The 26,685-nt window shown below is 72.5% G+C and carries 24 protein-coding genes; 11 read left to right on the top strand and 13 right to left on the bottom strand.

Annotated elements, in window-relative coordinates:
• The first annotated feature begins 70 nt into the window (after positions 1 to 70).
• Entirely contained in the window at positions 71 to 1,558 is a 1,488-nt protein-coding gene (locus DEJ33_RS01720; RefSeq protein WP_375334703.1) for an APC family permease, read from the top strand.
• 190 nt (positions 1,559 to 1,748) lie between these two features.
• Here the strand turns inward: DEJ33_RS01720 and DEJ33_RS01725 are convergent, their stop codons facing one another.
• Entirely contained in the window at positions 1,749 to 2,537 is a 789-nt protein-coding gene (locus tag DEJ33_RS01725) for a LysE/ArgO family amino acid transporter (protein ID WP_181432741.1), read from the bottom strand.
• A gap of 68 nt (positions 2,538 to 2,605) precedes the next feature.
• Here DEJ33_RS01725 and DEJ33_RS01730 point away from each other — a divergent pair, with 68 nt between their 5' ends.
• From DEJ33_RS01730 to DEJ33_RS01750, 5 genes are all read left to right on the top strand, one after another.
• Positions 2,606 to 3,526 (top strand): LysR family transcriptional regulator ArgP, encoded by a 921-nt coding sequence (locus DEJ33_RS01730; RefSeq protein WP_220033961.1) that lies wholly within the window; start codon positions 2,606 to 2,608, stop codon positions 3,524 to 3,526.
• Between the two features lie 388 nt (positions 3,527 to 3,914).
• Positions 3,915 to 5,930: a glycosyltransferase family 2 protein gene (locus DEJ33_RS01735; RefSeq protein ID WP_258378062.1), complete on the top strand. Its 2,016-nt coding sequence runs from the start codon at positions 3,915 to 3,917 to the stop codon at positions 5,928 to 5,930.
• Entirely contained in the window at positions 5,927 to 6,667 is a 741-nt protein-coding gene (locus tag DEJ33_RS01740) for an HlyD family efflux transporter periplasmic adaptor subunit (RefSeq protein WP_111078428.1), read from the top strand. The genes DEJ33_RS01735 and DEJ33_RS01740 overlap by 4 nt, the downstream gene beginning before the upstream one ends.
• Before the next feature lie 2 nt (positions 6,668 to 6,669).
• Positions 6,670 to 8,736: a glycosyl hydrolase gene (locus tag DEJ33_RS01745; protein ID WP_258374777.1), complete on the top strand. Its 2,067-nt coding sequence runs from the start codon at positions 6,670 to 6,672 to the stop codon at positions 8,734 to 8,736.
• A gap of 75 nt (positions 8,737 to 8,811) precedes the next feature.
• Entirely contained in the window at positions 8,812 to 9,330 is a 519-nt protein-coding gene (locus DEJ33_RS01750; protein WP_111078430.1) for a hypothetical protein, read from the top strand.
• Positions 9,331 to 9,378: 48 nt separating this feature from the next.
• Here DEJ33_RS01750 and DEJ33_RS01755 read toward each other — a convergent pair whose 3' ends face one another.
• Positions 9,379 to 10,158 (bottom strand): Fpg/Nei family DNA glycosylase, encoded by a 780-nt coding sequence (locus DEJ33_RS01755; RefSeq protein ID WP_111078431.1) that lies wholly within the window; start codon positions 10,156 to 10,158, stop codon positions 9,379 to 9,381.
• A gap of 8 nt (positions 10,159 to 10,166) precedes the next feature.
• Positions 10,167 to 14,915: an ATP-dependent helicase gene (locus DEJ33_RS01760; RefSeq protein WP_111078463.1), complete on the bottom strand. Its 4,749-nt coding sequence runs from the start codon at positions 14,913 to 14,915 to the stop codon at positions 10,167 to 10,169.
• Positions 14,916 to 15,065: 150 nt separating this feature from the next.
• Between DEJ33_RS01760 and DEJ33_RS01765 the strand changes: the two genes are divergently transcribed.
• On the top strand, positions 15,066 to 15,758 hold the full coding sequence (locus tag DEJ33_RS01765; protein WP_111194221.1) for a PadR family transcriptional regulator: 693 nt from the start codon (positions 15,066 to 15,068) through the stop codon (positions 15,756 to 15,758).
• 108 nt (positions 15,759 to 15,866) lie between these two features.
• Positions 15,867 to 16,421: an NUDIX hydrolase family protein gene (locus tag DEJ33_RS01770; protein ID WP_110903668.1), complete on the top strand. Its 555-nt coding sequence runs from the start codon at positions 15,867 to 15,869 to the stop codon at positions 16,419 to 16,421.
• A gap of 106 nt (positions 16,422 to 16,527) precedes the next feature.
• Here the strand turns inward: DEJ33_RS01770 and DEJ33_RS01775 are convergent, their stop codons facing one another.
• Together DEJ33_RS01775 and DEJ33_RS01780 are read right to left on the bottom strand one after the other, a co-directional pair.
• Positions 16,528 to 16,728 (bottom strand): CsbD family protein, encoded by a 201-nt coding sequence (locus DEJ33_RS01775; RefSeq protein ID WP_110824283.1) that lies wholly within the window; start codon positions 16,726 to 16,728, stop codon positions 16,528 to 16,530.
• A 113-nt stretch (positions 16,729 to 16,841) separates the two neighbouring features.
• On the bottom strand, positions 16,842 to 18,476 hold the full coding sequence (locus DEJ33_RS01780; RefSeq protein WP_111194163.1) for a DEAD/DEAH box helicase: 1,635 nt from the start codon (positions 18,474 to 18,476) through the stop codon (positions 16,842 to 16,844).
• A 408-nt stretch (positions 18,477 to 18,884) separates the two neighbouring features.
• On the opposite strand from DEJ33_RS01780, the gene DEJ33_RS01785 reads away from it, so the two are divergent.
• A complete protein-coding gene (locus DEJ33_RS01785) occupies positions 18,885 to 19,781 on the top strand; it encodes an endo alpha-1,4 polygalactosaminidase (protein WP_111194164.1) in 897 nt (298 codons plus the stop codon).
• A gap of 70 nt (positions 19,782 to 19,851) precedes the next feature.
• On the opposite strand, the gene DEJ33_RS01790 is transcribed toward DEJ33_RS01785, so the two are convergent.
• The 4 genes from DEJ33_RS01790 to DEJ33_RS01805 all read right to left on the bottom strand — a co-directional run bounded on the left by DEJ33_RS01790 (position 19,852) and on the right by DEJ33_RS01805 (position 22,045).
• Complete coding sequence (locus tag DEJ33_RS01790; protein ID WP_110903712.1) at positions 19,852 to 20,211, bottom strand: GntR family transcriptional regulator; 360 nt, start codon at positions 20,209 to 20,211, stop codon at positions 19,852 to 19,854.
• A 10-nt stretch (positions 20,212 to 20,221) separates the two neighbouring features.
• Entirely contained in the window at positions 20,222 to 20,854 is a 633-nt protein-coding gene (locus tag DEJ33_RS01795; RefSeq protein ID WP_110903671.1) for a DUF1684 domain-containing protein, read from the bottom strand.
• A gap of 16 nt (positions 20,855 to 20,870) precedes the next feature.
• A complete protein-coding gene (locus tag DEJ33_RS01800; protein ID WP_111194165.1) occupies positions 20,871 to 21,344 on the bottom strand; it encodes a hypothetical protein in 474 nt (157 codons plus the stop codon).
• A gap of 68 nt (positions 21,345 to 21,412) precedes the next feature.
• Positions 21,413 to 22,045 (bottom strand): GNAT family N-acetyltransferase, encoded by a 633-nt coding sequence (locus DEJ33_RS01805; protein WP_111194166.1) that lies wholly within the window; start codon positions 22,043 to 22,045, stop codon positions 21,413 to 21,415.
• Between the two features lie 158 nt (positions 22,046 to 22,203).
• Here DEJ33_RS01805 and DEJ33_RS01810 point away from each other — a divergent pair, with 158 nt between their 5' ends.
• Together DEJ33_RS01810 and DEJ33_RS01815 are read left to right on the top strand one after the other, a co-directional pair.
• Positions 22,204 to 22,806 carry a hypothetical protein gene (locus tag DEJ33_RS01810; protein ID WP_111194167.1) on the top strand — a complete coding sequence of 201 codons (603 nt, stop codon included), beginning with the start codon at positions 22,204 to 22,206 and terminating at the stop codon, positions 22,804 to 22,806.
• 50 nt (positions 22,807 to 22,856) lie between these two features.
• Entirely contained in the window at positions 22,857 to 23,159 is a 303-nt protein-coding gene (locus tag DEJ33_RS01815) for a DUF427 domain-containing protein (protein WP_110903675.1), read from the top strand.
• Between the two features lie 55 nt (positions 23,160 to 23,214).
• On the opposite strand, the gene DEJ33_RS01820 is transcribed toward DEJ33_RS01815, so the two are convergent.
• The 4 genes from DEJ33_RS01820 to DEJ33_RS01835 all read right to left on the bottom strand — a co-directional run bounded on the left by DEJ33_RS01820 (position 23,215) and on the right by DEJ33_RS01835 (position 26,583).
• Positions 23,215 to 24,465: an Nramp family divalent metal transporter gene (locus DEJ33_RS01820; protein ID WP_111194168.1), complete on the bottom strand. Its 1,251-nt coding sequence runs from the start codon at positions 24,463 to 24,465 to the stop codon at positions 23,215 to 23,217.
• A gap of 97 nt (positions 24,466 to 24,562) precedes the next feature.
• A complete protein-coding gene (locus DEJ33_RS01825; RefSeq protein WP_111043514.1) occupies positions 24,563 to 25,258 on the bottom strand; it encodes a CGNR zinc finger domain-containing protein in 696 nt (231 codons plus the stop codon).
• Positions 25,259 to 25,267: 9 nt separating this feature from the next.
• Positions 25,268 to 25,774, bottom strand: coding sequence for a SprT-like domain-containing protein (locus DEJ33_RS01830; protein ID WP_258374474.1), 507 nt, complete (start codon positions 25,772 to 25,774; stop codon positions 25,268 to 25,270).
• A complete protein-coding gene (locus DEJ33_RS01835; RefSeq protein WP_110903678.1) occupies positions 25,771 to 26,583 on the bottom strand; it encodes a hypothetical protein in 813 nt (270 codons plus the stop codon). Before DEJ33_RS01835 ends, DEJ33_RS01830 begins: the two co-directional genes overlap by 4 nt.
• Between the last annotated feature and the right edge of the window lie 102 nt (positions 26,584 to 26,685).

Raw genomic sequence — 26,685 nt, forward strand, 5'->3', positions numbered from 1 at the left:
ACCGGTCGCAGGACCTGCGGTTGCACCATCGTGCGGTATACCACTACCCTTCCGGGGTCCGCCTGCTCCGATGACGGGAACGACCATGGCCCTCCGCACCAAGTCCATCGAGGCGTCGCTCGCCGACGCCGACGAGAAGGGGCGCTCGCTCAAGCGCTCCCTGGGGACGTTCGACATCGCCGCGATGGGCATCGCCGTCGCGGTCGGTGCCGGCATCTTCTCGGTCGGCGCGAACGCCGCCGCGAACTTCGCCGGCCCGGGCGTCATCGTGTCGTTCCTGCTCGCCGCCGTCACGTGCGGCCTGGCGATCATGTGCTACGCCGAGTTCGCCTCGACCATCCCCGTCGCCGGGTCGGCGTACACGTTCACCTACGCCACGATGGGTGAGCTGCTCGCGTGGATCGTCGGCTGGGACCTCATCCTCGAGACCCTGACGGCCAGCGCCGTGATCGCGAAGTACTGGGGCATCTACCTCAGCACCGCGTTCGACGTGTTCGGCATCACGCTGCCGAGCACCATCGCGATCGGCCCGATCGGCTTCACTTGGGGCCCGGTCCTCATCGTCGGTGTGTTCACCGCGTTGCTGGCGTTCGGCACCCGACTGTCCAGCCGGGTGTCGGCCGTCATCACGGTCATCAAGGTCGCGATCGTCCTGTTCGTCATCGTGGTCGGTGCCTTCTTCGTCAAGGCCGCGAACTTCACGCCGTTCATCCCCGCTGCCGAGCCGACGAAGGGTGCCGAGGGCAGCGTCCTCACACAGTCGCTCGTCTCGTTCGTCACCGGAGCGGCGCCGGCACAGTACGGCGTCTTCGGACTGCTCGCCGCGGCGTCGCTGGTCTTCTTCGCCTTCATCGGCTTCGACGTCGTCGCCACGAGTGCGGAGGAGACCGAGAACCCCCAGAAGACCCTGCCCCGCGGCATCTTCATCGGGCTCGGCATCGTGACGCTGCTCTACGTCGGCGTGAGCATCGTCATCACGGGCATGGTGTCGTACAAGCAGCTCGCGCAGGAGGACGCTCCGTCCCTGGCCTCGGCCTTCGACATCGTCGGACTACCGTGGGCCGCCGGCATCATCGCCATCGGGTCGCTCATCGGCCTGACGACCGTCGTCATGGTGCTGCTCCTCGGCCTGTCCCGCATCGTCTTCTCGATGAGCCGCGACGGACTCCTGCCCCGCTGGTTCTCGGTCACGAACCCGAAGACGCAGACACCCGTCCGGGTGCAGCTCATCGCCGGGATCGTGGTGGCGGTGCTCGCCGGGTTCACGCCGGTCGAGAAGCTCGAGGGCCTGATCAACATCGGCACGCTGTCCGCCTTCGTGCTCGTGTCGATCGGCATCATCGTGCTCCGGAAGTCCCGCCCCGACGCACCTCGCGCCTTCCGGGTGCCGTGGTCGCCCGTGATCCCGATCCTGTCCGCGGTGCTCTGCTTCTGGCTGATGCTCAACCTCGAGGTCGAGACCTGGATCCGGTTCGTCATCTGGCTGGTCATCGGCTTCGCGATCTACTTCGGCTACAGCCGCCGCAACAGCCGCGTCGGCAAGGCCATGCGCGAGTAACCACCGTCGCCGCCGCGCGGTACGCCCCGCGCCCCGCGGTACCGTTCGGATCAGCACAACAGAAGACGGCTCGCGCCACCGGATCCAGTGGCGCGAGCCGTCTTCTGTTGTGCGACGCCAGACGACGCCGGCAGGCCGGGCGACGTCGGACGACGCCGGCAGGCCGGGCGACGCCGGGGCGGGCCAGCCCTCAGGCGCCGAGGAGCAGCGCCGAGCCGAAGGCCAGCATCACGACGGCGACCAGGGCGTCGAAGACCCGCCACGTCATCGGTCGCGCGAACAGCGGCCGCAGCAGTCGGCCGCCGAAACCGAGCGCACCGAACCACAGGCAGCTCGCCGCGACGGCTCCCACGGTCCACCACCAGCGGTCGTCGACACCCTGCTGGTTCGCGACCGACCCGAGGAACACCAGGGTGTCCAGGTACACGTGCGGGTTCGCCCATGTGAAGACGAGCATGGTCAGGACCGCGGCACGCATCGTCGGTCCACCGTGGTCGCCGCCCGGACGCCACTCGCCCGGACGCCGGTCGCCCAGGCCGGCCCGGCCGGGAGGCTCGCCCGCACCCCGCGACGTCGGTGCAGCCTCCAGGCCATCGGTCCCAGGGCCCGCACCCGCCACGACGGGCACCCCGTCCTCGGCGGCCCGCTCGTCGAGACGGATGGCCTCGCCCGAGGGCCGCAGCGCCCGCCGGGCCGCGAGCACCCCGTACGTCAGCAGGAACGCCGCCCCGACGAAGCGGATGACCAGCAGTGCTGCCGGCACCCGCTCGACGACGGCCCCGACGCCGAGCACGCCGGCGGTGATGAGCGCCGCGTCCGACAGCGCACACACCGCGACGGCGACGGCGACCACCGCCAGTCGTGCGCTCACCGCGAGCCGGAGCAGGTAGGTGTTCTGGACGCCGATCGCGACGATGAGGGCCAGCCCGGTGCCCAGGCCGGAGAGGGCGGGGAGCAGGGCGTCGAGCGGCGTGGTCACAGGGGAACCGTAGGCCGTGCTCGAGCTGCAGGCCAGCTCAGGTTCCTGGTGCGCCGTAAGCTGCGCTGATGGTGCAGTTCCAGCGTGACCACCTCGAGACCCTCCTGGCCGCCGTCGACGCGGGGACGTTCGACGCCGCCGCCCGCGAGCTGTCGATCACCCCGTCGGCGGTGTCGCAGCGGGTGAAGGCGATGGAGCAGCTCGTCGGCCGGGTGCTGCTGCAGCGGACCACGCCGATAATGCCGACCCCGGACGGCGAGGTCGTCCTCCGGCACGCGCGACAGGTGCGGCTGCTCGACGAGGAGACGTCGCGTGCCCTCGACGTCCCAGACTCCGACGTCCCCGGTCGGACACCGTCGATCCCGCTGGCGGTGAACGCGGACTCGCTCGCGACGTGGTTCCTCGACGCCCTCGCGATCGTCCGGGACGACACCGAGGTGGTCTTCGACCTGCACCGCGAGGACCAGGACCGCACCGCCGAGCTCCTCCGTGCCGGCACGGTGATGGCGGCGGTCACCGCCGAGGCGGAACCGGTGCAGGGCTGCTCGTCCGTCCCGCTCGGGGTGGACCGGTACCGGGCCGTCGCTGCGCCGTCGTTCGTCCGGCGGTACCTCGACGGTGCGGACACCGAGCGGCGGATGACGACCCGTCTCGACCGCGTGCCGCTCGTGGACTACGACCGTGACGACGACCTGCAGCAGGGGTTCCTCCGGCGGGTGCTCGGGCACGCTCCCCGCGGTCCGCGGCACTTCGTCCCGAACTCGGCGGACTTCGCCCGGGCGGTACAGCTCGGCTTCGGGTGGGGGTTGCTGCCCGAAGCGCAGTGTCTCGAGGCGCTCGAGCGGGGCGACTTGGTCGAGCTCACGCCCGGGCGCCGGGCGGACGTGGCGCTCTGGTGGCAGCGGTGGAACCTGGCGTCGCCGCTGCTCGAACGCGTGACCGATGCCGTGCGCACCGTTGCTGCGGAACGGCTGCACCAGCCGGGCTGACCGGGCGTGGGCGCGCCGCCCGCCTGTGACTGTCCCCAGAACGCACGACCCGCCGGGCGACAGGCCCGTGCCCCCTGCTCAGGGGGCATGTTCACGCGATCGTCACATGAGGAGCGCGGACCGTGACGTACGATCGCTCCACCGACGGCACGGGTCGTCGGCACACATCCGAACACACACCGAACACCGGTCCCGTCTCCCGAGGGCGGACCGCTCCGGTGCACGCCGCACCCTCGGCGGGCACCGTGCCACGGACGAGGAACCCTAGCCTCCGTCCGCGCCGGACCACCGCGTCCGGGTCCTGTCGCCACCGTCGCCGACGCCGTCGTCCGTCATGCCCCCGTGGGCCCGGCGGGCGACATCTCCGACACCCGACAGGAGAACGCGCATGTCCGCACCCACGGACGTCCGGCGACCCCGGACGACCCCAGAACCCCCGAAGGACCCGGCCGAACAGGTCGTGATCGACGTCCCCGCGAACGAGCGGGGCGGCGAGCGACCCGGCACCGGAGCGGCGTCCGACCCCCGCGGCCGTGCCGCCACCCGCCGCTCCGTCCGCCGTGTCGGCGAGCAGCGCGACCGTGACCAGCGCGGCCGTGACGAGCGCGACCAGCGCGACCGCGAGCAGCTCCAGCGCCTGACCGGCACCGCCGCCACCGGTCGGTCCCGCGCCGACACCCGGGCCCACAGCCCCGTGATGGTGCTGATCGTGCTGCTGGCGACGCTCGGCGTCGTCACCTACGCGGTGTTCCTGCTCAACCCCGCGAACCGCGGCGACTTCCTGCCCTACGGCCTGGTCATCGTGGCGGAGAGCGTCCTCGTCGGGCAGTCGCTGCTGTCGATGTGGACGATCCTGTCCGGTGGCTCGGACCCTCGCGACTTCGCGTTCCACAACACCCAGGACACGATGTTCGACCTGGACGAGATCGACCGCGAGGGGCTCACGAACCGCAGCCACCTGTGGCCCATGCGGGTCCGTGGCAAGCGTGTCGTCGTCGACGTGTTCATCACGGTCTACGGCGAGGAGCTGACGAAGATCGCGGCCACCGTCGCCGCCGCCGTCGCGATGCGCGGCGAGCACCACACCTGGATCCTCGACGACGGCCGGAGCGACGACGTGCGGGCCCTGGCGGACCGCCTCGGCGCGCGGTACGTCCGGCGCCTGTCCTCGAACGGCGCGAAGGCGGGCAACATCAACCACGCCCTGACCCTGGCGAAGGGCGACTACTTCGCGGTCTTCGACGCCGACTTCGTGCCGGGCAAGGACTTCCTGTTCGAGACCGTGCCGTTCTTCGCGGACGGTTCGATCGCCTTCGTGCAGACGCCGCAGACCTACGGCAACCTGCACAACCTCGTCTCCCGCGGTGCCGGCTACATGCAGACGGTGTTCTACCGCTTCATCCAGCCCGGCCGGAACCGCTTCAACGCGGCGTTCTGCGTCGGCACGAACGTCATCTTCCGTCGCGCCGCGATCGACGACGTCGGTGGCATCCACACCGACTCGAAGTCCGAGGACGTCTGGACGAGCCTGCACCTGCACGAGCGCGGCTGGAAGTCGGTCTTCATCCCGATGACCCTCGCGGTCGGTGACGCCCCCGAGACGATCGAGGCGTACAGCAAGCAGCAGCTCCGCTGGGCGACCGGTGGATTCGAGATCCTGCTCACGCACTTCCCGTTCAACCCGAAGCGCAAGCTGACGATGGACCAGCGCCTGCAGTACTTCGTGACGGCGAGCTTCTACCTGACCGGCATCGTGCCCGGACTGCTGCTCCTGGTCCCGCCGCTGGAGATCTTCTTCGACCTCCGACCGATGAACATGTCGATCGGCGTGGGCGAGTGGGTGCTCTTCTACCTGGGCTTCTACCTCATGCAGGTCGTCCTGGCGTTCTACGCGCTGGGGTCCTTCCGGTACGAGACGCTGCTGCTGGCCGCCGTGTCGTTCCCGATCTACGCCCGTGCGCTGTGGAACGTCATCTGCGGGAAGGAGCAGGCGTGGCACGTCACCGGAGCCGGTCGAGGCCGGGCCCCGTCGCCGTTCAACTTCATCGTGCCGCAGGTGCTCGTCTTCGTGTTCCTGTCCCTGACGAGCGTCGTCGCGATCTGGCGTGACGTCTCGAACGGTCAACTGACCCTGGCGACCGCGTGGAACATCACGAACTCGCTCATCTTCGGCGCGTTCATCATCACCGCGTTCCGTGAGCAGTCGGCGAACCGTCGGGCGGCCCGCCAGGAGCGCGACGCCGACACCGCGCCGGTGCTCGTGCTCGCCGCCGCTGCCGGGCTCGAGCCCGCACCGGCCCTCCGGACCCAGGTGGTCCGACCCGACTCGCTGCAGCCCGCACGCGACGTGATCACCGCGAGTGCCGCCTCCGGCACCCCGACCCCCGTGGAGGTCGCCTCGTGACCTGGACCAACCGACTCCGTCTGTACGGCGGCATCCTCGTGGTGCTCGTCGTCGTGGCGGCGTGCACGCTCGTCTTCAACCAGCGGCAGAGCGCCGTCGCAAGCACCTCGGCCGCGATCACCGCGCAGGAGTACGCCGTCGGCACCGACTACGGCGGGACCGTCACCGAGGAGTACGTCGAAGAGGGCGACACCGTCCAGGAGGGCGAGAAGCTGATGCAGGTCCAGAGCCTGCAGCTCGCCCAGGACATCCGGAAGGGCGTCGTCGGCGCGAACACGAAGACGAGCGCGTACGAGATCGCCCCGGACGGCCTCATCACGTTCAAGGCCGAGGTCTCCGGCACCGTCGCGAAGCTCGACGTGAAGGCCGGCGGCTACGTCCAGGCCGGTTCCGAGCTGGGGACCATCCACAAGTCGCAGAGCCTGTTCGTGACGTCGGAGTTCCTCGTCAGCCCCCGCGACTACGGCCGGATCGCCGACGGCGCGACCGTCGACCTGCTCCTGCCGAACGACCGCTCGCTCGAGGGCAAGGTCAAGAACGTCAGCGTCGTCACCGACGGTGACGGCCAGGCGAAGACGACCGTGTCGGTGGAGAGTCCGGAGCTGTCTGCCTCGCCGTCCTCCGGTGTCACCAGCCCGGGCACGCCGGTCGACGCGACCCTGCACCTCCGCGACGACGGTCGCCTGTCCGGCGTCACCGACGGCTTCCGCGACTTCCTCCGGCAGATCGGCCTGTGACGATGCGGTTCCGCGTCGGCGCCGTCGCCCTGGTGGCCGCGTCAGCACTCGTGCTCACCGCCTGCACCGGCACCGGCGGTGAGACCGGGACGGGAGGCTCCGACCGGGCCACCGGGACGGCGTCACCCTCCGTGGACGGTGCGGCCCAGCAGCGGGCCGTCCGGGCGCTCGGCTCGGTCGCGAAGACCACCGCGGGCACGATGCGTCTCGCCGACGGCCTGGTCCCGCCCACGAACCGGTGGTTCTCCGGCCTCGTCCACGGCCCAGCACCACAGCCCGTCTTCCCGACGCCGATCTCGTGGCAGGTGACCGACGACGGGTTCGCCGCCGGCCTGCCCGTCGTCAGCGCGACCGAGAAGACGATCGCCGGCGGTGCCGTGCAGCAGGTCGGCCTGCACCTCGGCGCCGACCGCACCCTGGTGTCGGCGTACGACCAGGTGTCCGTCACGGTCGAGCACCGGAAGGGCTCCACCGTCCTCGGCCACACCGTGCTCGCGCAGGGCTCACCCCTCGTCTCGTACACGGCGGAGGGCGCGCAGTCCGTCACCGCCACGGGGACGGTCTCCGAGACGACCGACGGTCCGGACGGCACGACGACGGGCACCATCACCGCCGACGGCCGCACCTGGGGCGTCGTCACCACCGGTGACGTCAGCGGCAGTGGCATCCGCCTGGCCGCCGGCGGCTCGGTCGTGCTCTTCCCGGTGCCGGACGACGCCACCGCGAAGCAGGTCCGGGCGCTGTCCGCGGCCGCCGCGTCGCCCCTGACCGGGGTCACGATGGCCCGTTCGTCCACCGGCACCGCATCCGACGGGGAGCAGCGGACCGCGCTCGGCTACCGCACCGCCGCGAGGGGGAAGACCCTCATCGTGCCGCAACCCGGCCAGGGGACCACGGGTCTGAGCTGCACCGGACTGCACTACGCGACCATCACCGGGGACGCGCCCGTCTGCATCGGTGACGTGTTGCGGATCGCGGCACCGAGCCTCCCGGCCGCCGACCGGCTCGACCTGTCGGGCCTGACGTCGGCGCAGCGTGCCACCCTCGTCGCCCAGGTCCGCGCGGACGCCGGCGGGGTGTCCGAGGCGTCCTTCGGCGCCGACAGCTACGGCGGCGGCAAGGACCTGTACCGGGTGGCGAACCTGTACCGGCTCGCCACGCAGCTCGACCTGGACGACGTCGCCGCCGGCCTGCAGCAGCAACTCGTCACCCAGATCGACCAGTGGACCGACCCCGACGGGTGTGGCGTGAGCGGCACCCGGTGCTTCGCGTACGACGACACCGTGAAGGGGCTCGTCGGACAGGCGCCCTCGTTCGGCTCGGACGAGTTCAACGACCACCACTTCCACTACGGGTACCTGCTGTCCGCAGCCGCCATCGTGGCGGACGGGTCGGACGACCTCGTCGCGAAGTGGAAGCCGGTCCTCGACCTGGTGGCGGACGACATCGCGTCCCCCGAGGCGACGAAGTCGTTCCCGGAGCTCCGCGTGTACGACCCGTACGCACAGCACTCGTGGGCCTCCGGGTACTCGCCGTTCGCGGACGGGAACAACCAGGAGTCGTCGTCCGAGGCGGTGTCGGCCTGGAACGGGCTCGCCCGCTGGGGACAGGTCTCCGGCTCCCGAGCCACCGAACGACTCGGCGACTGGCTGCTGGCGAACGAGGCTGCATCAGCGCGGCGCGACGTCCTCGACCCGGACCTCCGGACCTTCCCCGGGTTCCAGCACACCGTCGTGTCCCTGAACTGGGGCGGCAAGCGCGACCACGCCACGTGGTTCAGCGCGGACCCGGCGGCACCGGCCGGCATCGAGCTCATCCCGATGCCCGCCGTCGCCGCGGACTACGTGGCCGTCGGGGGCAAGCAGCAGATCGCGAAGGTGCTCGACGAGGCCGTCCCGGAGGGCGACTACGCGGTGCAGTTCGGTGACTACCTGCTGATGTACCGGGCGCTGGCGTCCGGCAGTCAGGCGAAGGCGGCGCTCGCCGTCGCCCGGGACCTGCCGGCGGAGGACATCGACACCGGCAACACCCGGTCGTACCTGCTCGCCTGGATCATGTCGCACGAGTAGCGCGAGTCGGCGTGCCGGAGCCACAGGACGCACTCCTGGGCTCCGGCACACCTGCGTCGGCCTACCGTCCACGGCATGACCATGCGCGCGAAGACCACTGCCACCCTCGTCGGCCTCGCCACCATCGGCATGCTGCTCGGCGGCTGCTCGAACGCCGGCGCCCAGAACGGTGACCCGGTGGCGAAGGTGCCCGGCTCGGAGGAGTCCGCCACCCGCACGGACCCGGGTCAGCGCAACAGCGCCCCGTGCCAGGTCGCCTCGAGCGCTGCCGTCGACGCTGTGGACAAGGCCGTGGGGCCGCACGACAACACGGACGTCGCGAGCGTCACGAAGGGCGATGCCGGCTGGTACCTCGGCGTCTCGGTCGCCCCGAACCAGAGCGACGACCCCAACGACGACGAGGTCGCGATCTTCGGAACCGAGTCCGACCCCACCGCCGAGGACTTCGACGGCATGGTCGTGCCGGTGAACAAGGTCGCCGAGGACGTCGTCGCCGACGAGAGCACCGCGACCGCCGCGCCGTCCGACTTCTCCGAGACCTCGGACGCCGCGAAGCAGGTCCAGAGCTGCATCATCGAGGCCGTCGACCACTGACGCACCGACGGGGCCCGGACCAGACCGGGCTGTTCCATCCGGGCCGCGTCAGGTCTGGCAGCGCGGGCACCAGTAGGTGTCCCGCAGGGTGAGTTCCGACTCGCCCAGATCGCCTGACCGCACCCGGGTCCCGCAGCGCAGGCACGGCTTGCCGGCCCGGTTGTAGACCCAGAAGCGCTGTCCCGGCCGGTCGACACCCGTGGTCACCCGGTTGCTCCGGTCGCGGTTCGCGACGATCAGCCGGGAGGCCATGGTCACCATCCGCGCCGGGTCCCGCACCTCGCTGACCGGCCGGGTGGGCAGCACGCCCCGCAGGAAGCAGAGCTCGTTGCGGTACACGTTGCCGAGCCCCGCCATCACCCGCTGGTCGAGGAGCGCCAGACCGACGGGTCGGTCCGGCTCCGCGGTGAGGTTCGCGAGGGCCACCTCGGCGTCCCAGTCCGGCCCGAGCAGGTCCGGTCCGAGGTGCCCGACCACTTCGGACTCCCGGTCGCGCGGTACGACCTCCAGGACACCGAGGGTGAAGCCGACGGTCGAGACGTCGGCGGCATCGAGGACGACCCGTGCCTGGAACGCCGGCCGCCGCCAGCGCTCACCGGGGGCGTAGACGTCCCACCGGCCCTCCATCTTGAGGTGCGAGTGCACGGTCAGGTCGCCGATCCGGTGCAGCAGGTGCTTGCCGCGCGGGACGACCTCGTCCACGGTGCGGCCGACCAGGTCGAGCGTGGCGAACGCCGGCACCCGGAAGTCGCTGCGGGTGAGGACCTTGCCGGCCAGCGCCGTGTGCAGCCGTGCCGCGGCGCGGAAGACGGTGTCGCCCTCAGGCACGGATCACCTCAGGCACGGAGTCGCAGCCCCTGCGGGGTGGCGGTGAAGCCGGCGGTGCGGAGGGCGTCGCCGAGCGGGGCCTCGAGCACGAAGACCCCGTCGACCCGTTCGACGGACAGCTTGCCGAGTCCGCTCCGGACGGTCGCCGCGATCGAGGTGGCCGCTGCCGCCAGGTCGGCCGGGTCCTCCGTGAAGGTCAACACGCTCTTGCCGCCGCGTTCGACGTAGACGGCCAGCCGCCCGTCGACGAGCACGACGAGCGCACCGGCCTTGCGACCCGGACGGTGTCCGCGGGCACCGCCGTTCGCGGGGGCGGTGCTCACGCTGGTCTGTGCCACCGGCCCGACACCGGCGGCGGTGGGGTCGGCTGCGGTGGGGTCGTCGGGGTCGACCGCTGCGGCGTCGTGCGGCCAGGGCAGGGCCGCACCGAAGGGGTTCGCCGGGTCGGTGGCCGACAGCGTCAGGGCTTCGCGTGCCCGGTCGGGGTCGGCGCGCTCCTCGTCGTCCAGGTCGCGGGCGTACGTGCGGAGGCGGTCGACGGTCGGCCCGGTGGCGAACTGCGCGGCGCCGAGCCCCTCGACGAAGTACCCGCGTCGGGCACGGCCGGACTCCTCGAACTTCGCCAGGACGCGGTAGACCCCGGCGAAGCCGCCCCGGACGCCCTCGACCTGGACGGCACCACGGGTGACGACGCCGTACCGCTCCAGCAGCAGTTCGGCGGTCGCCGCCGCCCGGACGGTGGCGTCGGGTTCGGCGAGCGGCAGCAACGACCAGCGTCCGCCGACGTTCGGCGGACCGGACTGGGTCGGCAGCGTCGGGCGGCGCCGCCCGCGGTAGGCGCGGGTGCGCGGCGCGCTGGAGGTGCGGGCCTTGCCGCCGAGCATCGCCCGGAGTGGTGCGAACGTGTCGTTGGTGATCTGGCCGGCCCAGACCAGGTCCCACAGCGCGGTGGTCAGGGCGGAGTCGTCGGTGCTGCCGACGGCCTGGCCGAGCTGCCGGAAGAAGTACGCGCCACCGCCGGCCAGGGCGCCGAGGACGTCCCGCTGCAGCTCGGTGGTCTCGTCGCCCGCGGCCTCGGCGAGGGTGGTCGCGGCGGTCTCCGCGAGGTGCAGCCGGACCCAGCCGTCGTTGCCGGGCAGGGTGCCACCGCCGGACCAGAGCACCTCGCCGGTGGCGGTCAGCTCGTCGAGCATGCTCGGGGCGTAGTCGGAGACGCGGGAGGGCAGCACGAGCGACTCCCACGAACTCGCCGGCAGGGCGACCCCGGAGAGCTGGTCGACGACCTGCAGCACGCCGTCGATGCCGCGCAGGCCGCCGCGCGCCCCGGGTACGCGGACGTGCTGCCACGCGGGCAGGAAGCGGGCCAGGGCGTCCGGGGCGACCGGCTCGACCTCGTGCCGGAGTGCCGCGAGGGACTTCGTGCGGATCCGTCGGAGCACCTCGGAGTCGCACCACTCGGCGCCCTGGCGGTCCGGACGGAACTCGCCCTCGACCAGGCGACGGTCGGCGGTCAGTCGGCGCAGCGTGTCCTGCACGACGGCGACGCCCAGGCCGAGGCGTGCTGCGGCCTCGTCCGCGCCGAACGGGCCGTGGCTGCGGGCGTACCGGCCGACCAGGTCCCCGAGCGGGTCCGCGACCGGCTCGACGAAGGCGGTGGGCACGCCGATCGGCAGCGGCACCCCGAGGGCGTCGCGGAGCCGGGAGGCGTCCTCGATCACGGCCCAGCGCATGGCCCCGGCGTGCGAGAACGCCAGGACCCGGCGGTCGCGCTCCAGTCCTCCGAGCGCCGTCCGGAGCGTTGCCTGGGCGTCGGCTCGGTCGGCGGCCTCGGCCAGCCAGCTCCGGTCGACCAGCTCGTCGAGGTCCAGCGCACCGACGAGCCGGAGCACGTCGACCATGCCCTCGACATCGCGGGCACGGCGGTCCGGGGAGAGCCGCTGCAGGTCGCGTTCGACGCCGTCGATGACGGCCGGGTCGAGGAGCTCGCGGAGCTCCGCCCGACCGAGCAGTTCGCTGAGCAGGGTCGAGTCGAGCGACAGTGCGGCGGCCCGGCGTTCGGCGAGCGGGGAGTCGCCCTCGTACATGAACGCGGCGACGTACCCGAACAGCAGGGTGCGGGCGAACGGCGAGGGCTGCTCGGTCTCGCTCTCGACCAGGCGGATCCGTCGTCGGGCGATCTCGTCCGCGATGCCGAGCAGGGCGGGGACGTCGTACACGTCCTGCAGCACTTCGCGCACGGTCTCGAGCAGGATCGGGAACGTCGGGTACTTCTGCGCCACCTCGAGCAGCTGGGACGCCCGCTGCCGCTGCTGCCAGAGCGGCGATCGGCGTCCGGGGTCACGGCGGGGGAGCAGGAGCGCGCGCGCGGCGCACTCGCGGAAGCGTGCGGCGAACAGCGCGGAACCCCCGACCTCGTCGGTGACGATCGTCTCGAGGTCGTCCCGCTCGAAGACGAACAGTTCCGCCCCGGGGGGCTCGGCGTCCGTCTCCGGGATCCGCACGACGATGCCGTCGTCCGCAGCCATGGCACCGCCGTCGATCCCGTGCCGCTCCCGCAGTCGGGCAGCGACCGCGAGGGCCCACGGCGCGTGCACGGTCATGCCGTAGGGGGAGTGCAGGATGAGCCGCCAGTCGCCGAGTTCGTCGCGGAAGCGCTCGACGACGAGCGTGGTGTCGCTCGGCACGTGCCCCGTGGCGGCGCGCTGGTCGCGGAGGAAGGTGATGAGGTTCGTCACGGCACGCTCGTCCAGCCCGCCGGCGGCCACGCGGGTGCGGGCGTCCTCATCGGACGCGGACTCCACTTCACGGACGAAGGCGCCGGTGGCACGACCGAGCTCGGCCGGTCGACCCAACCCGTCGCCCTTCCAGAACGGCACGCGGCCGGGCTGCCCGAACGCAGGGCTGACGAGGACGCGGTCGTGGGTGATCTCCTCGATCCGCCAGCTGGTGGCACCGAGGGCGAAGACGTCGCCGACGCGCGACTCGTAGACCATCTCCTCGTCGAGTTCACCGACGCGGGAGGCCCGTTCACCGACCATGAAGACGCCGAACATGCCGCGGTCCGGGATCGTGCCGCCGCTCGTCACCGCCAGGCGCTGGGCCCCCGGACGTCCGGTGAGGGTGCCGTGCACGCGGTCCCAGACCAGGCGCGGCCGGAGTTCGGCGAACTCGTCGCTCGGGTAGCGGCCGGTGACCAGGTCGAGCGTGGCCTCGAACGCCGACCGGGGCAGGCTGCTGAACGGGGCACTGCGGCGGACGAGCTCGAACCAGTGCTCGACGTCGACGGTGTCGATGGCCCCGGCGGCGACGGTGTGCTGCGCGAGGACGTCGAGCGGGTTCGCGGGGACCGAGATCGACTCGATCTGCCCGGCGACCATGCGCTCGACGGTGACGGCGCTGTTGACCAGGTCGGCCCGGTGCTTCGGGAAGAGCACGCCGCGCGAGATCTCGCCGACCTGGTGCCCGGCGCGGCCGACGCGCTGCAGGCCGCTGGCGACCGAGGGCGGTGCCTCGACCTGGATGACGAGGTCGACCTCGCCCATGTCGATGCCGAGTTCGAGCGAACTGGTGGCGACCACGCACCGGAGTCGCCCGGACTTCAGGTCGTCCTCGATGATCGCGCGCTGGTCCTTCGACACCGAGCCGTGGTGCGCACGGGCGAGCACCGGGACGGTCCGGTCGGAGCCACCGCCGTCGGTCTGGCCGGACCCACCGATCAGCTGCGCGGGCGGACGCGTCGGGGCCGGTCGCGCCGCTGGTCGGGCAGCGGGCAGGTCGTCGTCCTCGGGCACGACCCCCGCGGGGACCAGGACCCCGTCGCTGGCTGCGGCCAGGGCCCGTTCCTCGTGGATCTCGTTGAGTCGAGCGGTCAGCCGTTCGGCGAGCCGCCGGGAGTTGGCGAAGACGATCGTCGACCGGTGCTGTTCGACCAGGTCGACGACGGATTCCTCGACGTGCGGCCAGATCGATCCGTTCGTCGGTCCGGACGTCGCGTCCGCCCCGACCGGCGGAGCGCCGAGCTCGGTCATGTCGTCGACCGGGACGACCACGCGCAGGTCGAAGGTCTTCTGCGCGGGCGGGGCGATGATCTGCACGGGAGCCCGACCGCCGAGGAACCGGGCGACCTCTTCGGCGGGGCGGACCGTCGCGGACAGTCCGATGCGCTGTACGGGCTTCTCGAGCAGGTCGTCGAGGCGCTCGAGGGAGACGGCGAGGTGGGCGCCGCGCTTCGACGCCGCGACCGCGTGCACCTCGTCCACGATGACGGTGTCCACGTTCACCAGGGTCTCGCGCGCCTTCGACGTCAGCATCAGGTAGAGGGACTCGGGCGTGGTGATGAGGATGTCCGGCGGCAGTCGGAGCAGCTTCTGCCGGTCGGACGAGGGGGTGTCACCGCTCCGGACGCCGACGGTGACGTCCGGCGGTTCGAGGCCGAGCCGCTTGGCCGTCTGGGTGATCCCGACGAGCGGCGAGCGCAGGTTCCGCTCGACGTCGACGCCGAGCGCCTTGAGTGGTGAGACGTAGAGCACCCGGGTGCGCTGCTTGGCGGGCGGGGTGTCCGACGCCGAGATGAGCCGGTCGATCGACCACAGGAACGAGGCCAGGGTCTTGCCGGAGCCCGTCGGGGCGATGACCAGCGCGTGCTGCCCCGTGGAGATGGCGTCCCACGCCCCGGCCTGCGCTGCCGTCGGTTCGCGGAAGGCCCCCCGGAACCACTCGGCGGTGGCGGGGGAGAAGCGCTCGAAGACGTCCGTCATGGTCCGCTCCATCCTGCTCCTGACCACCGACAGGAGGCCGTGCGGATCGATGCTTGACAACGAGAACATTAGCGATCTATCGTTACAGCATCGCGAGCGGTCCTGAACCCATCGCCAACCAACTTCACGAAAGGAGTCGTCATGCACCCCATGAACGACGAGAACAGCTCCACGTCCCCCCGTGACCCCTTCGGTCGCGGCTCCCGCGGGCCCCGCTTCGGCAGCGCCCGCCAGCACCACGGTGCCGGGTTCCCCGGCCGTGACCACGGTGACCACGAACACGGCCGTGGTGGCCGCGGCGGGCGGGGCTTCGGTCCCGGCTTCGGTGGCCCGGGGTTCGGCGGACCGGGCTTCGGCCCCGGGTTCGGCGGCGGCTTCGGTCCGGGCTTCGGCCCCGGCCGCGAGCGCCGTCGCCGCGGCGACGTCCGCCTCGCCATCCTCGGGCTCCTCGCCGAGGGCCCGCAGAACGGCTACGCCGTCATCAAGACGATCGCCGAGCGCACCGGCGGCGCCTGGAAGCCCAGTCCCGGCTCGGTCTACCCGACGCTCCAGCAGCTCGTCGACGAAGAGCTCGTGGTCTCCACGGGCGACGGTCGGAAGACCCTGTTCGAGCTCACCGACGCCGGTCGGGCCGAGGCCGAGGCCAAGGCCGACGAGATCGCCGCCGCGTGGGAGTCCACGCCCGGCATGCCGGACTCGCAGCGCGAGTTCTTCGAGGCCCTCCGGAAGCTCGTGGGCGTGGTCCACGTGTTCCGCACGAGCGCGACCGAGGAGCAGACGCAGGCCGCCACCGAGAAGATCGACGGCCTGCGCCGCGACCTGCTCCAGGTCCTCAGCGACTGAGCGGCCCGCACCGCAGCACCACAGTCCGTCCGTTCGTCGCGAGCGGTCGGTGTCCACAGAAGCCGCGCCGGGGGCCGTTTCCGCGACCGGGCCTGGTAGGAACGGTGCATGTCCTCGCTGCGCACCCCCGATCCCGATCCCGACTCCGGCTCCGGCTGGCTGTCGGACGAGGAACTCGCGTCCGTCCGCCGTCGTCTCCCGATCACCTACGTCGAGGCGGTGCCGGTGCGCCTGGACGGCCTCGGGGTCGTGACCGAGGTCGGGGTGCTGCTGCGGGTGTCGCCGAGCGGGTCGATCGCCCGGACGCTGGTCTCCGGTCGCGTGATGTACGGCGAGTCGATCCGCACCGCACTGTTCCGCCACCTCGAGAAGGACCTCGGGCCGATGGCGTTCCCGCAGCTGCCGGCGAGCCCGAACCCCTTCACGGTCGCCGAGTACTTCCCGTTGCCCGGAGCCTCGGTCTACACGGACGAGCGGCAGCACGCGATCTCCCTGGCGTACGTCGTCCCCGTCACCGGGACGTGCGAGCCGCGGCAGGACGCCCTCGAGCTCACCTGGATGAGCCCGATGGAGGCCGCGTCCGACGCTGTCGCGGACGAGATGGAGGGCGGTCGCGGCACGCTCCTCCGCGCCGGCCTCGCCTCGGTCGGCGCGCTGCACTGACCGCTGGGACGCGTTCGGGCCCATGAACGACGAAGCCCATGAACGACGAAGCCCCCGGATCCGATCGGATCCGGGGGCTTCGCAGCGCGGTACGAGACCGGCTTCGTTACTTGTCGTTCTTGAAGCTGTCAGCGACGCCGTGGGCTGCGTCCTTCACGTCCGTGACGCCCTGCTTGGCCGAGGCCTTGCCCTGGTCGGTCTGACCCTCGGCCTTCAGGCGGTCGTTGTCCGTGGCGTTGCCGAAGCCTTCCTTGGCCTTGCCAGCCGCCTTCTCAGCGGCGTTCTTGATGTCTTCGATCCCAGCCATGTGCGCTCCTCTCGACAGCGGAAAGTTCCCCGACGGCTGCTCGCGCACCCGCCGGTGACCAGAACCGTACGCGCGCGATCCGCGCGCTTCGGAGGAAGCGTCCAGGACCGGGGTCAGCGGCCGGAGCCGGCCGGACGGGAGGCGCGGCGCGAGCCACCACGACGGCCTGCGGGAGCAGCGTCGTCGCGCGGGGCACGGCCGGCGCTGTAGCCGCCGTCCGAGGACCAGACCGACGCCGAGCCACCGCGGGTGGTGTCGGAACCGGCACGGCGCGGGGCACCGCCACGCTGACCGGCCGAGGCGCCACGACGGTCGTCACGACCGGCGCCCTCGGCGCGACCGCCACGGCGTGCGCCGGAACCGGTCGACTCGGAACCGGCGGCGGAACGACCGGCGGAGGACGAGCCTCCAGACCGGCCACCGGTGCCACCGGCGGGGGCGCCACGACCACGCGAGCGGCCACGGCCCTGGCCGGCGGCGTCACCGGACGACTGGCGGCGCGGCTGCTGCTGCTGCTGGGGCGCCGGGGTGGTGTCCTCGCGGTACGGGGCGACCTCGCCGACGAGCTCGGTGACGGCCGCGGAGGTCGCGGTGACGTGCTGCGGGGTGACCTTGATCGCGGCGGCACGCATCATCTGCGCGACGTCGCGACGCTCGGCGGGCATCGTCACGGTGACGACGTCACCTGACGAACCGGCACGGGCGGTGCGGCCGGAGCGGTGCAGGTACGCCTTGTGCTCGGTCGGCGGGTCGACGTGCACGACGAGCTCGACGGCGTCGACGTGCACACCGCGGGCGGCCACGTCGGTCGCGACGAGGACCAGCGCGTCGCCGGAGGAGAACCGGGCGAGGTTCCGCTCGCGGGCACCCTGCGACAGGTTGCCCTGCAGGTCGACGGCCGGGATGCCCTGGCTGGAGAGCTGCTTGGCGAGGCGCTTGGCGTGGTGCTTCGTGCGCATGAAGAGGATGCGACGGCCGGTGCCGGAGGCGAGGGCCTTGACCAGGTCCTTCTTGGCGTCGGCGTCCGCGACCTCGAAGAGGTGGTGGGTCATCGCCTCGACGGGGCTGTTCTCGTCGTCGACCGAGTGCATCACCGGGTCGTGCAGGAACTTCTTGACGAGCTTGTCCACGCCGTTGTCGAGCGTGGCGGAGAACAGCAGACGCTGGCCCTTGACCGGGGTCGCCTGCATGATCTTGGTGACGCCGGGCAGGAAGCCCATGTCCGCCATGTGGTCGGCCTCGTCGAGGACGGTGACCTCGATGGCGTCCAGATGCACGTGGCCCTGCTGCATGAGGTCCGCCAGGCGGCCCGGGCAGGCCACGACGATGTCGACGCCGCGGTTCAGTGCCTCGACCTGACGGCCCTGACCCACACCACCGAAGATGGTCGTCGTGTTCAGGCCCATCGCCTTGGCGAGGGGGGCGAGGGTCGCGTCGATCTGCGTCGCGAGCTCGCGGGTCGGTGCGAGCACGAGGGCGCGGGGGCGACCGGCGCGACGGTTGCGGGCCGACGCGGCGAGACGGGCGGCGAGGGGGATCGCGAAGGCGATCGTCTTGCCGGAACCCGTGCGGCCGCGGCCGAGCACGTCCTTGCCCTTGAGGGAGTCGGGCAGGGTGTCGACCTGGATCGGGAAGGCGTTCTCCTTGCCCTGGGCGACGAGGACGTCGACCATCGGCGTGGGGACACCGAGGTCGGCGAACCGGACGTCGGTGCTGTCAGCACTCTGGGTGGTGTTCTGGGTGGTCATGGTGACCTCTCGGGCCCGTGAGGGCCGGAAGGGCGCGCGGTCGAGGCCGGCGCGGGCGGGAGCGCATCCGCTCAGCGGTCCGGGTCCGGGAGGACGCCGCGCTGGAGTGCGGGTGCTGTCGCCGCAGCAGAGAGCCTGGCACCGGGATCTGCGCCACCGGACGGGTTCCGGGGCGAGGGTGGTGCACGATACACATCGGTGTCGGTTCCGCGGGAGTCACGTGGACTCGTGCGGGACACCGGGAGGTTTCGGGGGCGTCCGTACGACGCACGAGGCGATCGGTGCCTCGAGTGGTCCCAGCATAGCGGGCTCGGGCGCCGGAACGGGAGGGGTGTTCGCGTCGAGCGTGGCGATGCGGCCTCCTGCACGGTGGCACGAGCGGGTCACGACGACGTGCGAGGATGCCTCGTGCTCTCCCGCAGGTCCCTCGTCACCACCGCCCTGCTCGCAGTCGCCGTCACCGGCTTGACGGGTTGCGCCGCCGGTACCGGCGGCGCGGACACCACGCCCGGCGCACACCGCACCGTCGACGACGCCGGGACGGGAGGCGCGACCGCAGGTGTCGACGTCGCCGCACGTGCACTGCCCACCGGCGGCATCCCCGACTACCAGCTCGGCGGGTCGTACACGCCACCCGCCGGGGTGACGATCGTCGAGCGGGACAGCACGGCGAAGCCCGCTGCCGACGTGTACGGCATCTGTTACGTCAACGGGTTCCAGACGCAGCCGGAGGACCGGGCCTCCTGGCTGTCCGAGCACCCGGGAGCGGTCCTCCGCACGGCGGCCGGCAAGCCCGTCATCGACCCGGGCTGGCCGGACGAGCTCATCCTCGACACCCGGACCGCGAACGCCCGGGCCACGATCACCTCGGTGTTGACGCGGTCGATCGCCCGGTGCGCCGATCGCGGGTTCGACGCCGTCGAGTTCGACAACCTGGACTCGTGGACCCGCTCCGGTGGACGTCTGACCCGCTCGGGGAACCTCGCACTGGCGACGTCGCTCGTCCGGGTCGCCCACCAGCACGGCCTGGCCGCCGCACAGAAGAACACCCCGCAACTCGGCGTCGCCGGACGGGAGCGCACCGGGTTCGACTTCGCCGTCGCCGAGGAGTGCGTGCAGTACGACGAGTGCGCCGCTTACACGGACGTGTACGGGGCGCGGGTGATCGACGTCGAGTACGCGGACACGCTGCAGGGGAAGTGGTCCGCCGTCTGCTCGATGACCGACCGCCCGCGGATGACGATCCTCCGCGACCGGGAACTCGTCGCTGCCGGCGAGGACGGGTACGTCTTCCGCCACTGCTGAGCGGACCCGGACGGCCCCCGGGCGCCCCGGGGAGGCCTCGTGTCCAGCGCGGATGCGGTGGTGTGCGGGGCTACGCGGGCCAGGCGTCGTGCAGCGCGGCCGCCGTCTGGTCAGCCGACAGACCGGCCTCGCGGGCGGCCGTGACCAGGGCGGCCGCGGCGTGCGTCACCGAGTCGGGAACGGCGGCGGGGCGCACCACCCGGGTCCCCGCGCCGCGCGCGGTCTGCACGAGCCCCGCTTCCTCGAGCAGCTGATAGGCCTTCGCGACCGTCCCGGCGGCGAGCCCGAGTTCGGCGGCCAGTCCGCGGACGCTGGGCAGGCGCTCGCCGTCGACCAGGTACCCGGCGGCGATCTGGGCGGCGAGCTGCGAGCGGACCTGCTCGAAGGGCGGCACGCGGCCACCGGCGTCGATCGCGACGAATCCCGACATGCGGTCCACCCTAGGAGCCGTACCGCTCGCCGACGGGGACCGCCACGGGCAGGGTGTTGCCGGGAGGCGCGAGCGGGCACGCCCACGCCGGGTCGTACGCGCACGACGGGTTGTACGCGAAGTTGAAGTCGAGGACCAGCACGCCGTCGTCGCCACCCAGGTCGGAGCCCTTGATGGTGTCGATGAGGTAGCGCCCGCCGCCGTACGTGCCGCCCGGCTTGCCGGCGCTCGCGTCCTTCACGGGGACGAACAGCCCGCCCGCGTACCCGCCGTGCGCCCAGACGTCGAGCGAGCCCACGCCGGGGACCTGCACCACGCCGAGTCGGTCGAAGTGCACGATGCCGTCGGTGCCGGTCTCGACGTCGAGCACCCGTGGCTCGGCCTCCTCGATCCGGACGTGGAAGCGCCAGGCGGGGTCGTACGCCGGGAAGGGGAGCGAGGTGAACCCTGCGGCGTCCTCGGGGAGCAGCGGACTGGCCGGGTGTCCGGCGAACATCGCGTCGCGGCCCTCGCGCCACAGCGTGTGCGCCGCCTCGGGCTCGGGCGTGGCCCGGACCCGGCGGAAGAGGTCGAACGTCTCGCGACGCCAGTCAGCGGTGGCGAGGGCGGTGCGGACGCGGTCGGCGGTCTCCGTCTGGGTCACGTCGTCGAGCGTACGCTCACGCCCGCCAGGTGGGGGCGAGTGCGCGCATCCGGAACGCCCGCCACTGCCAGATGACCCACATGCCGGGCCAGAGCGCGACGCCGAGGAGCGCGGGGTGCGTGCGGTAGGTCAGGCGGTCGCGGAACAGGGTCCGGCCGTCGGGGAGCGCGGAGACGGCCATCCGGTGCCGCATGTCCATCCGGGCGAACAGGCCGCTCGTGCCGCCACCGCGGTCGACCTGGACCGGGACCCCGTCGGTCTGGTGCAGGTCGATGTCGACGTGGCTCGACCCACTCGGCACCAGGCCGAACGTCGACGCGCTGATCGGGTGCGGCTGATGCGGGGTCCAGTGCTCGGGGAACCCGGCGGGGTCGAGCGAGCGGTAGACGAGGAACGGCTTCGTGACGGCGACCATCACGGACGGCCGGAGGAGGGCGTCCCGGACGGCGTCGACGGGAGCGTCCAGGACGATGCGGAGACCGACGTGCATGCGGCGGACGCTACGCGGACGGGCTGGGGTCCGGCCGCGCACTCCCGCGGTGAGGGACGGGCCCGGGGTCAGGCGTGACGAGCCGAGCGGCGGCGCGCGCCCTCCGCCCGGTCGTGGCTGCGCAGACGTTCAGACAACGACAGCCGCACGGTCGGCCACTCCGACTGGATCACGGAGAACACCACGGTGTCACGAATGCTGCCGTCCCGCCCGATCGAGTGGTTCCGGATGATGCCGTCCTGCTTCGCGCCGAGCCCGCTGATCGCCGCACGGGACCGGGTGTTGTGCCAGTGCGTCCGGAACTCGACCGCGATGCACTGCCAGGTCTCGAACGCGTGCGAGAGGAGCAGCAGCTTCGCCTCGGTGTTGATGCCGGTGCGCTGTGACGACGCGGCGAGGAAGGTCCCCCCGACCTCGACCCGGCGGTTCTCACGGTCGAGGTCGAGGAACGTGGTGGCGCCGACGACCCGGCCCGTCGGGCGGTCCCGCACGGCGAAGGGCAGCATCCGGCCGGCGGCCTGCTCGGACAGGCGTCGAGCGATCTCGGTGTCCACCTGCGACGGCGCGGGGACGGACGTGTACCAGGCGCGCCAGAGGTCCCCGTCCGCGACCGCTGCCCGGAGGTCGTCCGCGTGCTCGAGCGACAGGGGCTCGAGCGTGACGCGGTCGCCGGTGAGGGTGGGCGCGGGGTCGGTCTCCATGGCATCGGATCGTACCGGCCGGCGCGGACACCGAGGCTGCGTGCGGGCCATCACATCCCGTGTGCACGCGACACACGGGATGCACGGTGCATCCAGCGACCGCCGCGCACCCGGGACGAGACGGCGGGCGCCCGCTCCCGTCTCGGTATCGTGTCGGGGTGCAGGAACGAGGGCAGCGGAGGTACCAGGTCCGGTTCGGCTGGGGTGCGGCGGGAGCGGCACGGATCGCCCCGGACGCGCACCTCCTCGTCTGGGTCGACGTCCTCCCGACCCTCGCAGCAGCAGCGGCACCGGACGGACACCGCGCGCCCCTCACGCAGCTGCCGGTCGGGCCGGAGGTCGTGCTCGGCCACCTGGGGAACGTGACGGCCGTCGCGGAACGGGTGCTGCGCCTCCAGGTCGACCGCGGCGACCGCTGCGTCGTGGCGGTCGTCGCTGCCGGTCACCTCGACGAGCCCGTCGGCGGCGGTGCGGCGGACGACGCCGGCGAGTTCCCCGACGTGCCCGCGGTGCCGGAGTTCGCGGTCGAGGACCTGCTCGCGGCGGGCGCCGTCGTCGACGCGCTCGTGACCACCGGGATCGACCACACCTCACCCGAGGCGGCGGCTGCCTGCGCGGCGTGGACGGGCCTCCGGCGGGCCGCGAGACACCTGGTGACCGCCTCCGAGTCGGCAGACGTACTCGGTGTCGAGCGGGTCCACGCGGCGCTCGCCGTCGGTCCGGAGCTCGTCACGCTACGGCCGTCCACCGAGCGGGCGTAACGTCCCGGTTCGATGCCGTCCCACCGACGGCGAAGAACGAGGAGTGAGCCATGCAGGCACTGATCGGTGACACCGTCATCGCGGAGGCCCCGGAGACGGACCTCATCCAGATCGAGGGCAACTGGTACTTCCCGCCGGCGAGCGTGAAGACCGAGCTCTTCAGCGAGAGCCCCACCCAGTACCACTGCCCGTGGAAGGGCGACACGCAGTACTGGACCGTGACCGTCGACGGGCAGCAGCACGTCGACAACGCATGGTCCTACCCGGAGCCGATCCCGACGTCGTTCGACCGTGTCGGCAAGGACTACAGCGGGTACGTGGCGTTCTGGAAGGACGTCGAGGTCTCCGAGTGAGCACCCGCGGCCGCACCGCACGTTCGTGCGGCGCGGCCGCGGCACCCTGGTCGCGTCACCCCGTGACGGTGAGCACGATCAGCGCGACGTTCAGCGCGACGATCACCGCCGCGATGAGCCACGCGAGCACCCGCGTCCCGACCGCGTTGACGTCGTCGCCCATGACGCTCCGCCGTGACGTGTAGGCCACCAGGGGCACGATCGCGAAGGCGATCCCGAAGCTCAGCACCACCTGGCTGATCACCAGCAGCTGCGTCGCGTCGTACTGCAGCGCCAGCAGGACGATCGCCGGTACGAGCGTCACGAGCCGCCGCACGACGAGCGGGACCCGGATGTGCAGCAGGCCGTGCATGATCTCCGCTCCGGCCATGCAGCCGACCGAGGTCGACGCGAGCCCGGACGCCAGCAGACCGATCGAGAAGAGCACCCCGACGACGGGGCCGACGTTCTCGGCGATGGCGTGCTGCGCTCCCGGGATCGAGTCGGTGCCCGACACCCCCTGCAGTGTGGCGGCGGCGAGGACGAGCATGCTGATGTTCACCCCGCCGGCGAGGACGAGCGCCAGCGCCACGTCCCACCGCGTGGCGAGCAGCACCCGTCGGCGTTCCGGACCCACCGGGGTGTCGCCGTGCCGGTCGCGGGCCAACGCCGAGTGCAGGTAGACGGCGTGCGGCATCACCGTCGCACCGAGCATCGACGCCGCGAGCAACACCGAGCCGGAGTCGGCGAACCGCGGCGCGATGCCCGCGAGCAGCGCCCCGGGGGAGACCTGCGCGAACAGCAGTCCCGCGCAGAACCCGATCGTCAGGACCGCGAGCATCGCCGTGACGACGGCCTCGAAGGTCCGGGCACCGCGGTGGTGCTGCAGCAGCAGGATCGCCATCGAGACCACGCCGGTGATCACGCCGCCGACCACGAGCGGGACGCCGAAGAGCAGGTGCAGGGCGAGGGCGCCGCCGATCACCTCGGCGACGTCGGTCGCGGCGGCGACGATCTCGGCCTGCGCCCAGAACAGCAGCCGGGGTGCGCGGCGCATCCGCAGACCGAGCAGTTCCGGCAGCGACTTCCCCGTGACGATGCCGAGCTTGGCGGAGAGGTACTGGACGACGACGGCACTCGCGTTCGCGGCGATCAGGACCCAGAGCAGCAGGTACCCGTAGCGGGCGCCGGCTGTCAGGTTCGCGGCGACGTTGCCGGGGTCGACGTAGGCGATCGCCGCGACGAACGCCGGGCCGAGGAGTCCGAGTCCGGTGGCACGACGACCGGGCGGGCGGTGGCCCACGACCGGGGCAGCGGTGTCCGTCATGCACCCACCATGCCAGAGCTTTCGGTTCGCCGAATCCAGACTTTCGACGTGCCGTCCGATCTCCGCGGATCTTCGGGGAGCGGGCCCCGAGCTCCGCTCAGACGGCCGCGCGCCGGGCCCGGTGGGCCCGGACCTTCGCGCGGTTGCCGCAGCGCTGCATCGAGCACCAGCGGCGCGTGCCGCCACGCGAGGAGTCGTAGAACACGAGGCCGCAGTCCGGCGCCGAACAGCGGCTCAGGCGTGCCGGCCGGCCGTCGGCCTCGACGTCGTCGAAACCGACCTCGGTGAGCAGGGCGACGGCGTCGCGCGCGACGCTCGACAGTGCCTGCGCCAGCCGCACCCGGTTCGCCCCGGCACGGCGTCGGCCACCCGGGAGGCTCGGGGGCACGTCCGGCAGGGCGGCGAACAGGTTCACCGTGTCGATGTCGTCCGGCACCGGCCGGGTCCGTCCGGTCCCGGCACGGAGGCCCGCCGCGACCGCGGTCCGTTCGGCGGCGGAGTCGGCGGGTGCCGGAGCGGCGGCGGTGGCCAGGCGGGCGATCGCGGCCCGGAGCGCGCGGGCGTCCTGCAGCTCACGGGCGGTCGCCCCGACGTCGATCGGTTCGGTGTGCAACCCGAGCCACTCGTCGAGGTCAGCGGGTGTAGCCAGCAGCTCGCCGAGGTGACCGCGGGGGCGTCGACGGTCCGGGTCGTCAGCGAACCCACCGGTGTGGGCGAAGTCCAGGGCGATCCGACCGGCGTCGAAGAACCACGAGGACCCGGCATCGGTCCGGATGTCCTGCCCTGTTCGCATCCGCCCAGGCTAACGGGTGCGCGGCGCGCCTCCGACACGATCTCCCGAAGCTGGGCTAGCCGTTCCGTTCCGGCGGTGCCAGGTGATGACGTTCCGCTCGTCGAACCGCCGACCGCAGCGCGCGCACGCCAGCGGGCGGGTGGGTGTGCGGTACCGGAAGTGCTCGTGCCCCGCGGGGCAGGTCCCCACCCACGGGGCCAGTTCGCTGGCGATCGGGCCGTCGTGCAGCCGCGAGCCCGTGTACCCGAGGCCCTGGGCCGTCCGCCGCCACGTGGGACCGTGCCCGGCGCGCGGCCCGCTCAGCGCGTGTGCGATCTCGTGCAGCAGCACCTGCTCGACGTCCTCCGGGGTGGAGCGGACCGCGAGGTGGCGGCTCACCGTGATCCGGCGTCGCGCGAAGTCGCACTGGCCGGCACGGGTCTTCGCGTTGTCGAACGCGAAGGCCCACGAGCCGTCGGGCAGGTGGTGCCCCATCAGCTCGGCGGCGCGGTTCCGCACGTGGTCGAGCGGGGTCACTCGTCCCGGTCCGTGCGGGACGGACGCGCCAGCCGACCCCAGAGCGAGTCGCCCTCGGTCCGCGCCGCGTCCGGGGCGCCGAGCACCCGACGCGGGGCCGGTGGGACCTGCGGCGCGGTCTCGGCCGGACGAGGTGCGGGCTCGGAGTCGGTGCGCACCGCGAAGTCGCGGGCGGTCCGCGGGCGTTCGGCCTCCGGTTCGACCGCGGGCTGCGTCATGGAGGCCCGGAGCGCGGCCTCGACGGCGGTCCGGAGCGCCTCGGTGCGCTCCGCCGGGGCGCCGGCAGCGCGGAACGCGTCGTACGACCGGCTGAGGACGGCGCGGGCCTCCTCGAAGCGGGACAGCTCGTAGAGGGACCAGCCCTCGAGTTCGGCGGCGGCGCCCTCGAGCTCCGGCCACTCCTCGGTCGCGGCGGTGTCCCGCGCCATCGAGGCCTCGGTCGCCGCACGTTCGTACCGTCCGAGGTCGTGCAGGATGTGGGCGCGGCGGATCCGGGCGGCCACCTTGTCCTGGCGTTCCCCGGTGAACATCGTCAGCCGGAACACCTCTTCGGCGACGGTCAGCGCCTCGTCCAGCCGTCCGAGCAGGCGGAGCAGCTCGGCGCGTTCGGCCAGGGCGTCGGTGCTGCGGCTCTGCCCGAGGTCGCGCAGGCGGTCCTGCACGGCCTGGACGTCGACGGCCGGGCGGAGGCTGACCGGCGCGAAGGTGCTGCCGGGGCTGACCCCGGCGGTCACCGGAGCGGCATGACGGGGCTCCCGGGCCTGGTCGGCACGGTCGTGGTCTCGGCGTTCTTCGGGCGGGAGGGACATCACGGTCGAGGGTATCCGCGTCGCCCCGGGAGGTGTCCGTGCCACGCGCACGAACGCGGACGGCCCGCCCCGGATGCACCGGGACGGGCCGTGCTCGGGAGT

Source organism: Curtobacterium sp. MCPF17_047 (assembly GCF_003234045.1).
Lineage (GTDB): Bacteria > Actinomycetota > Actinomycetes > Actinomycetales > Microbacteriaceae > Curtobacterium.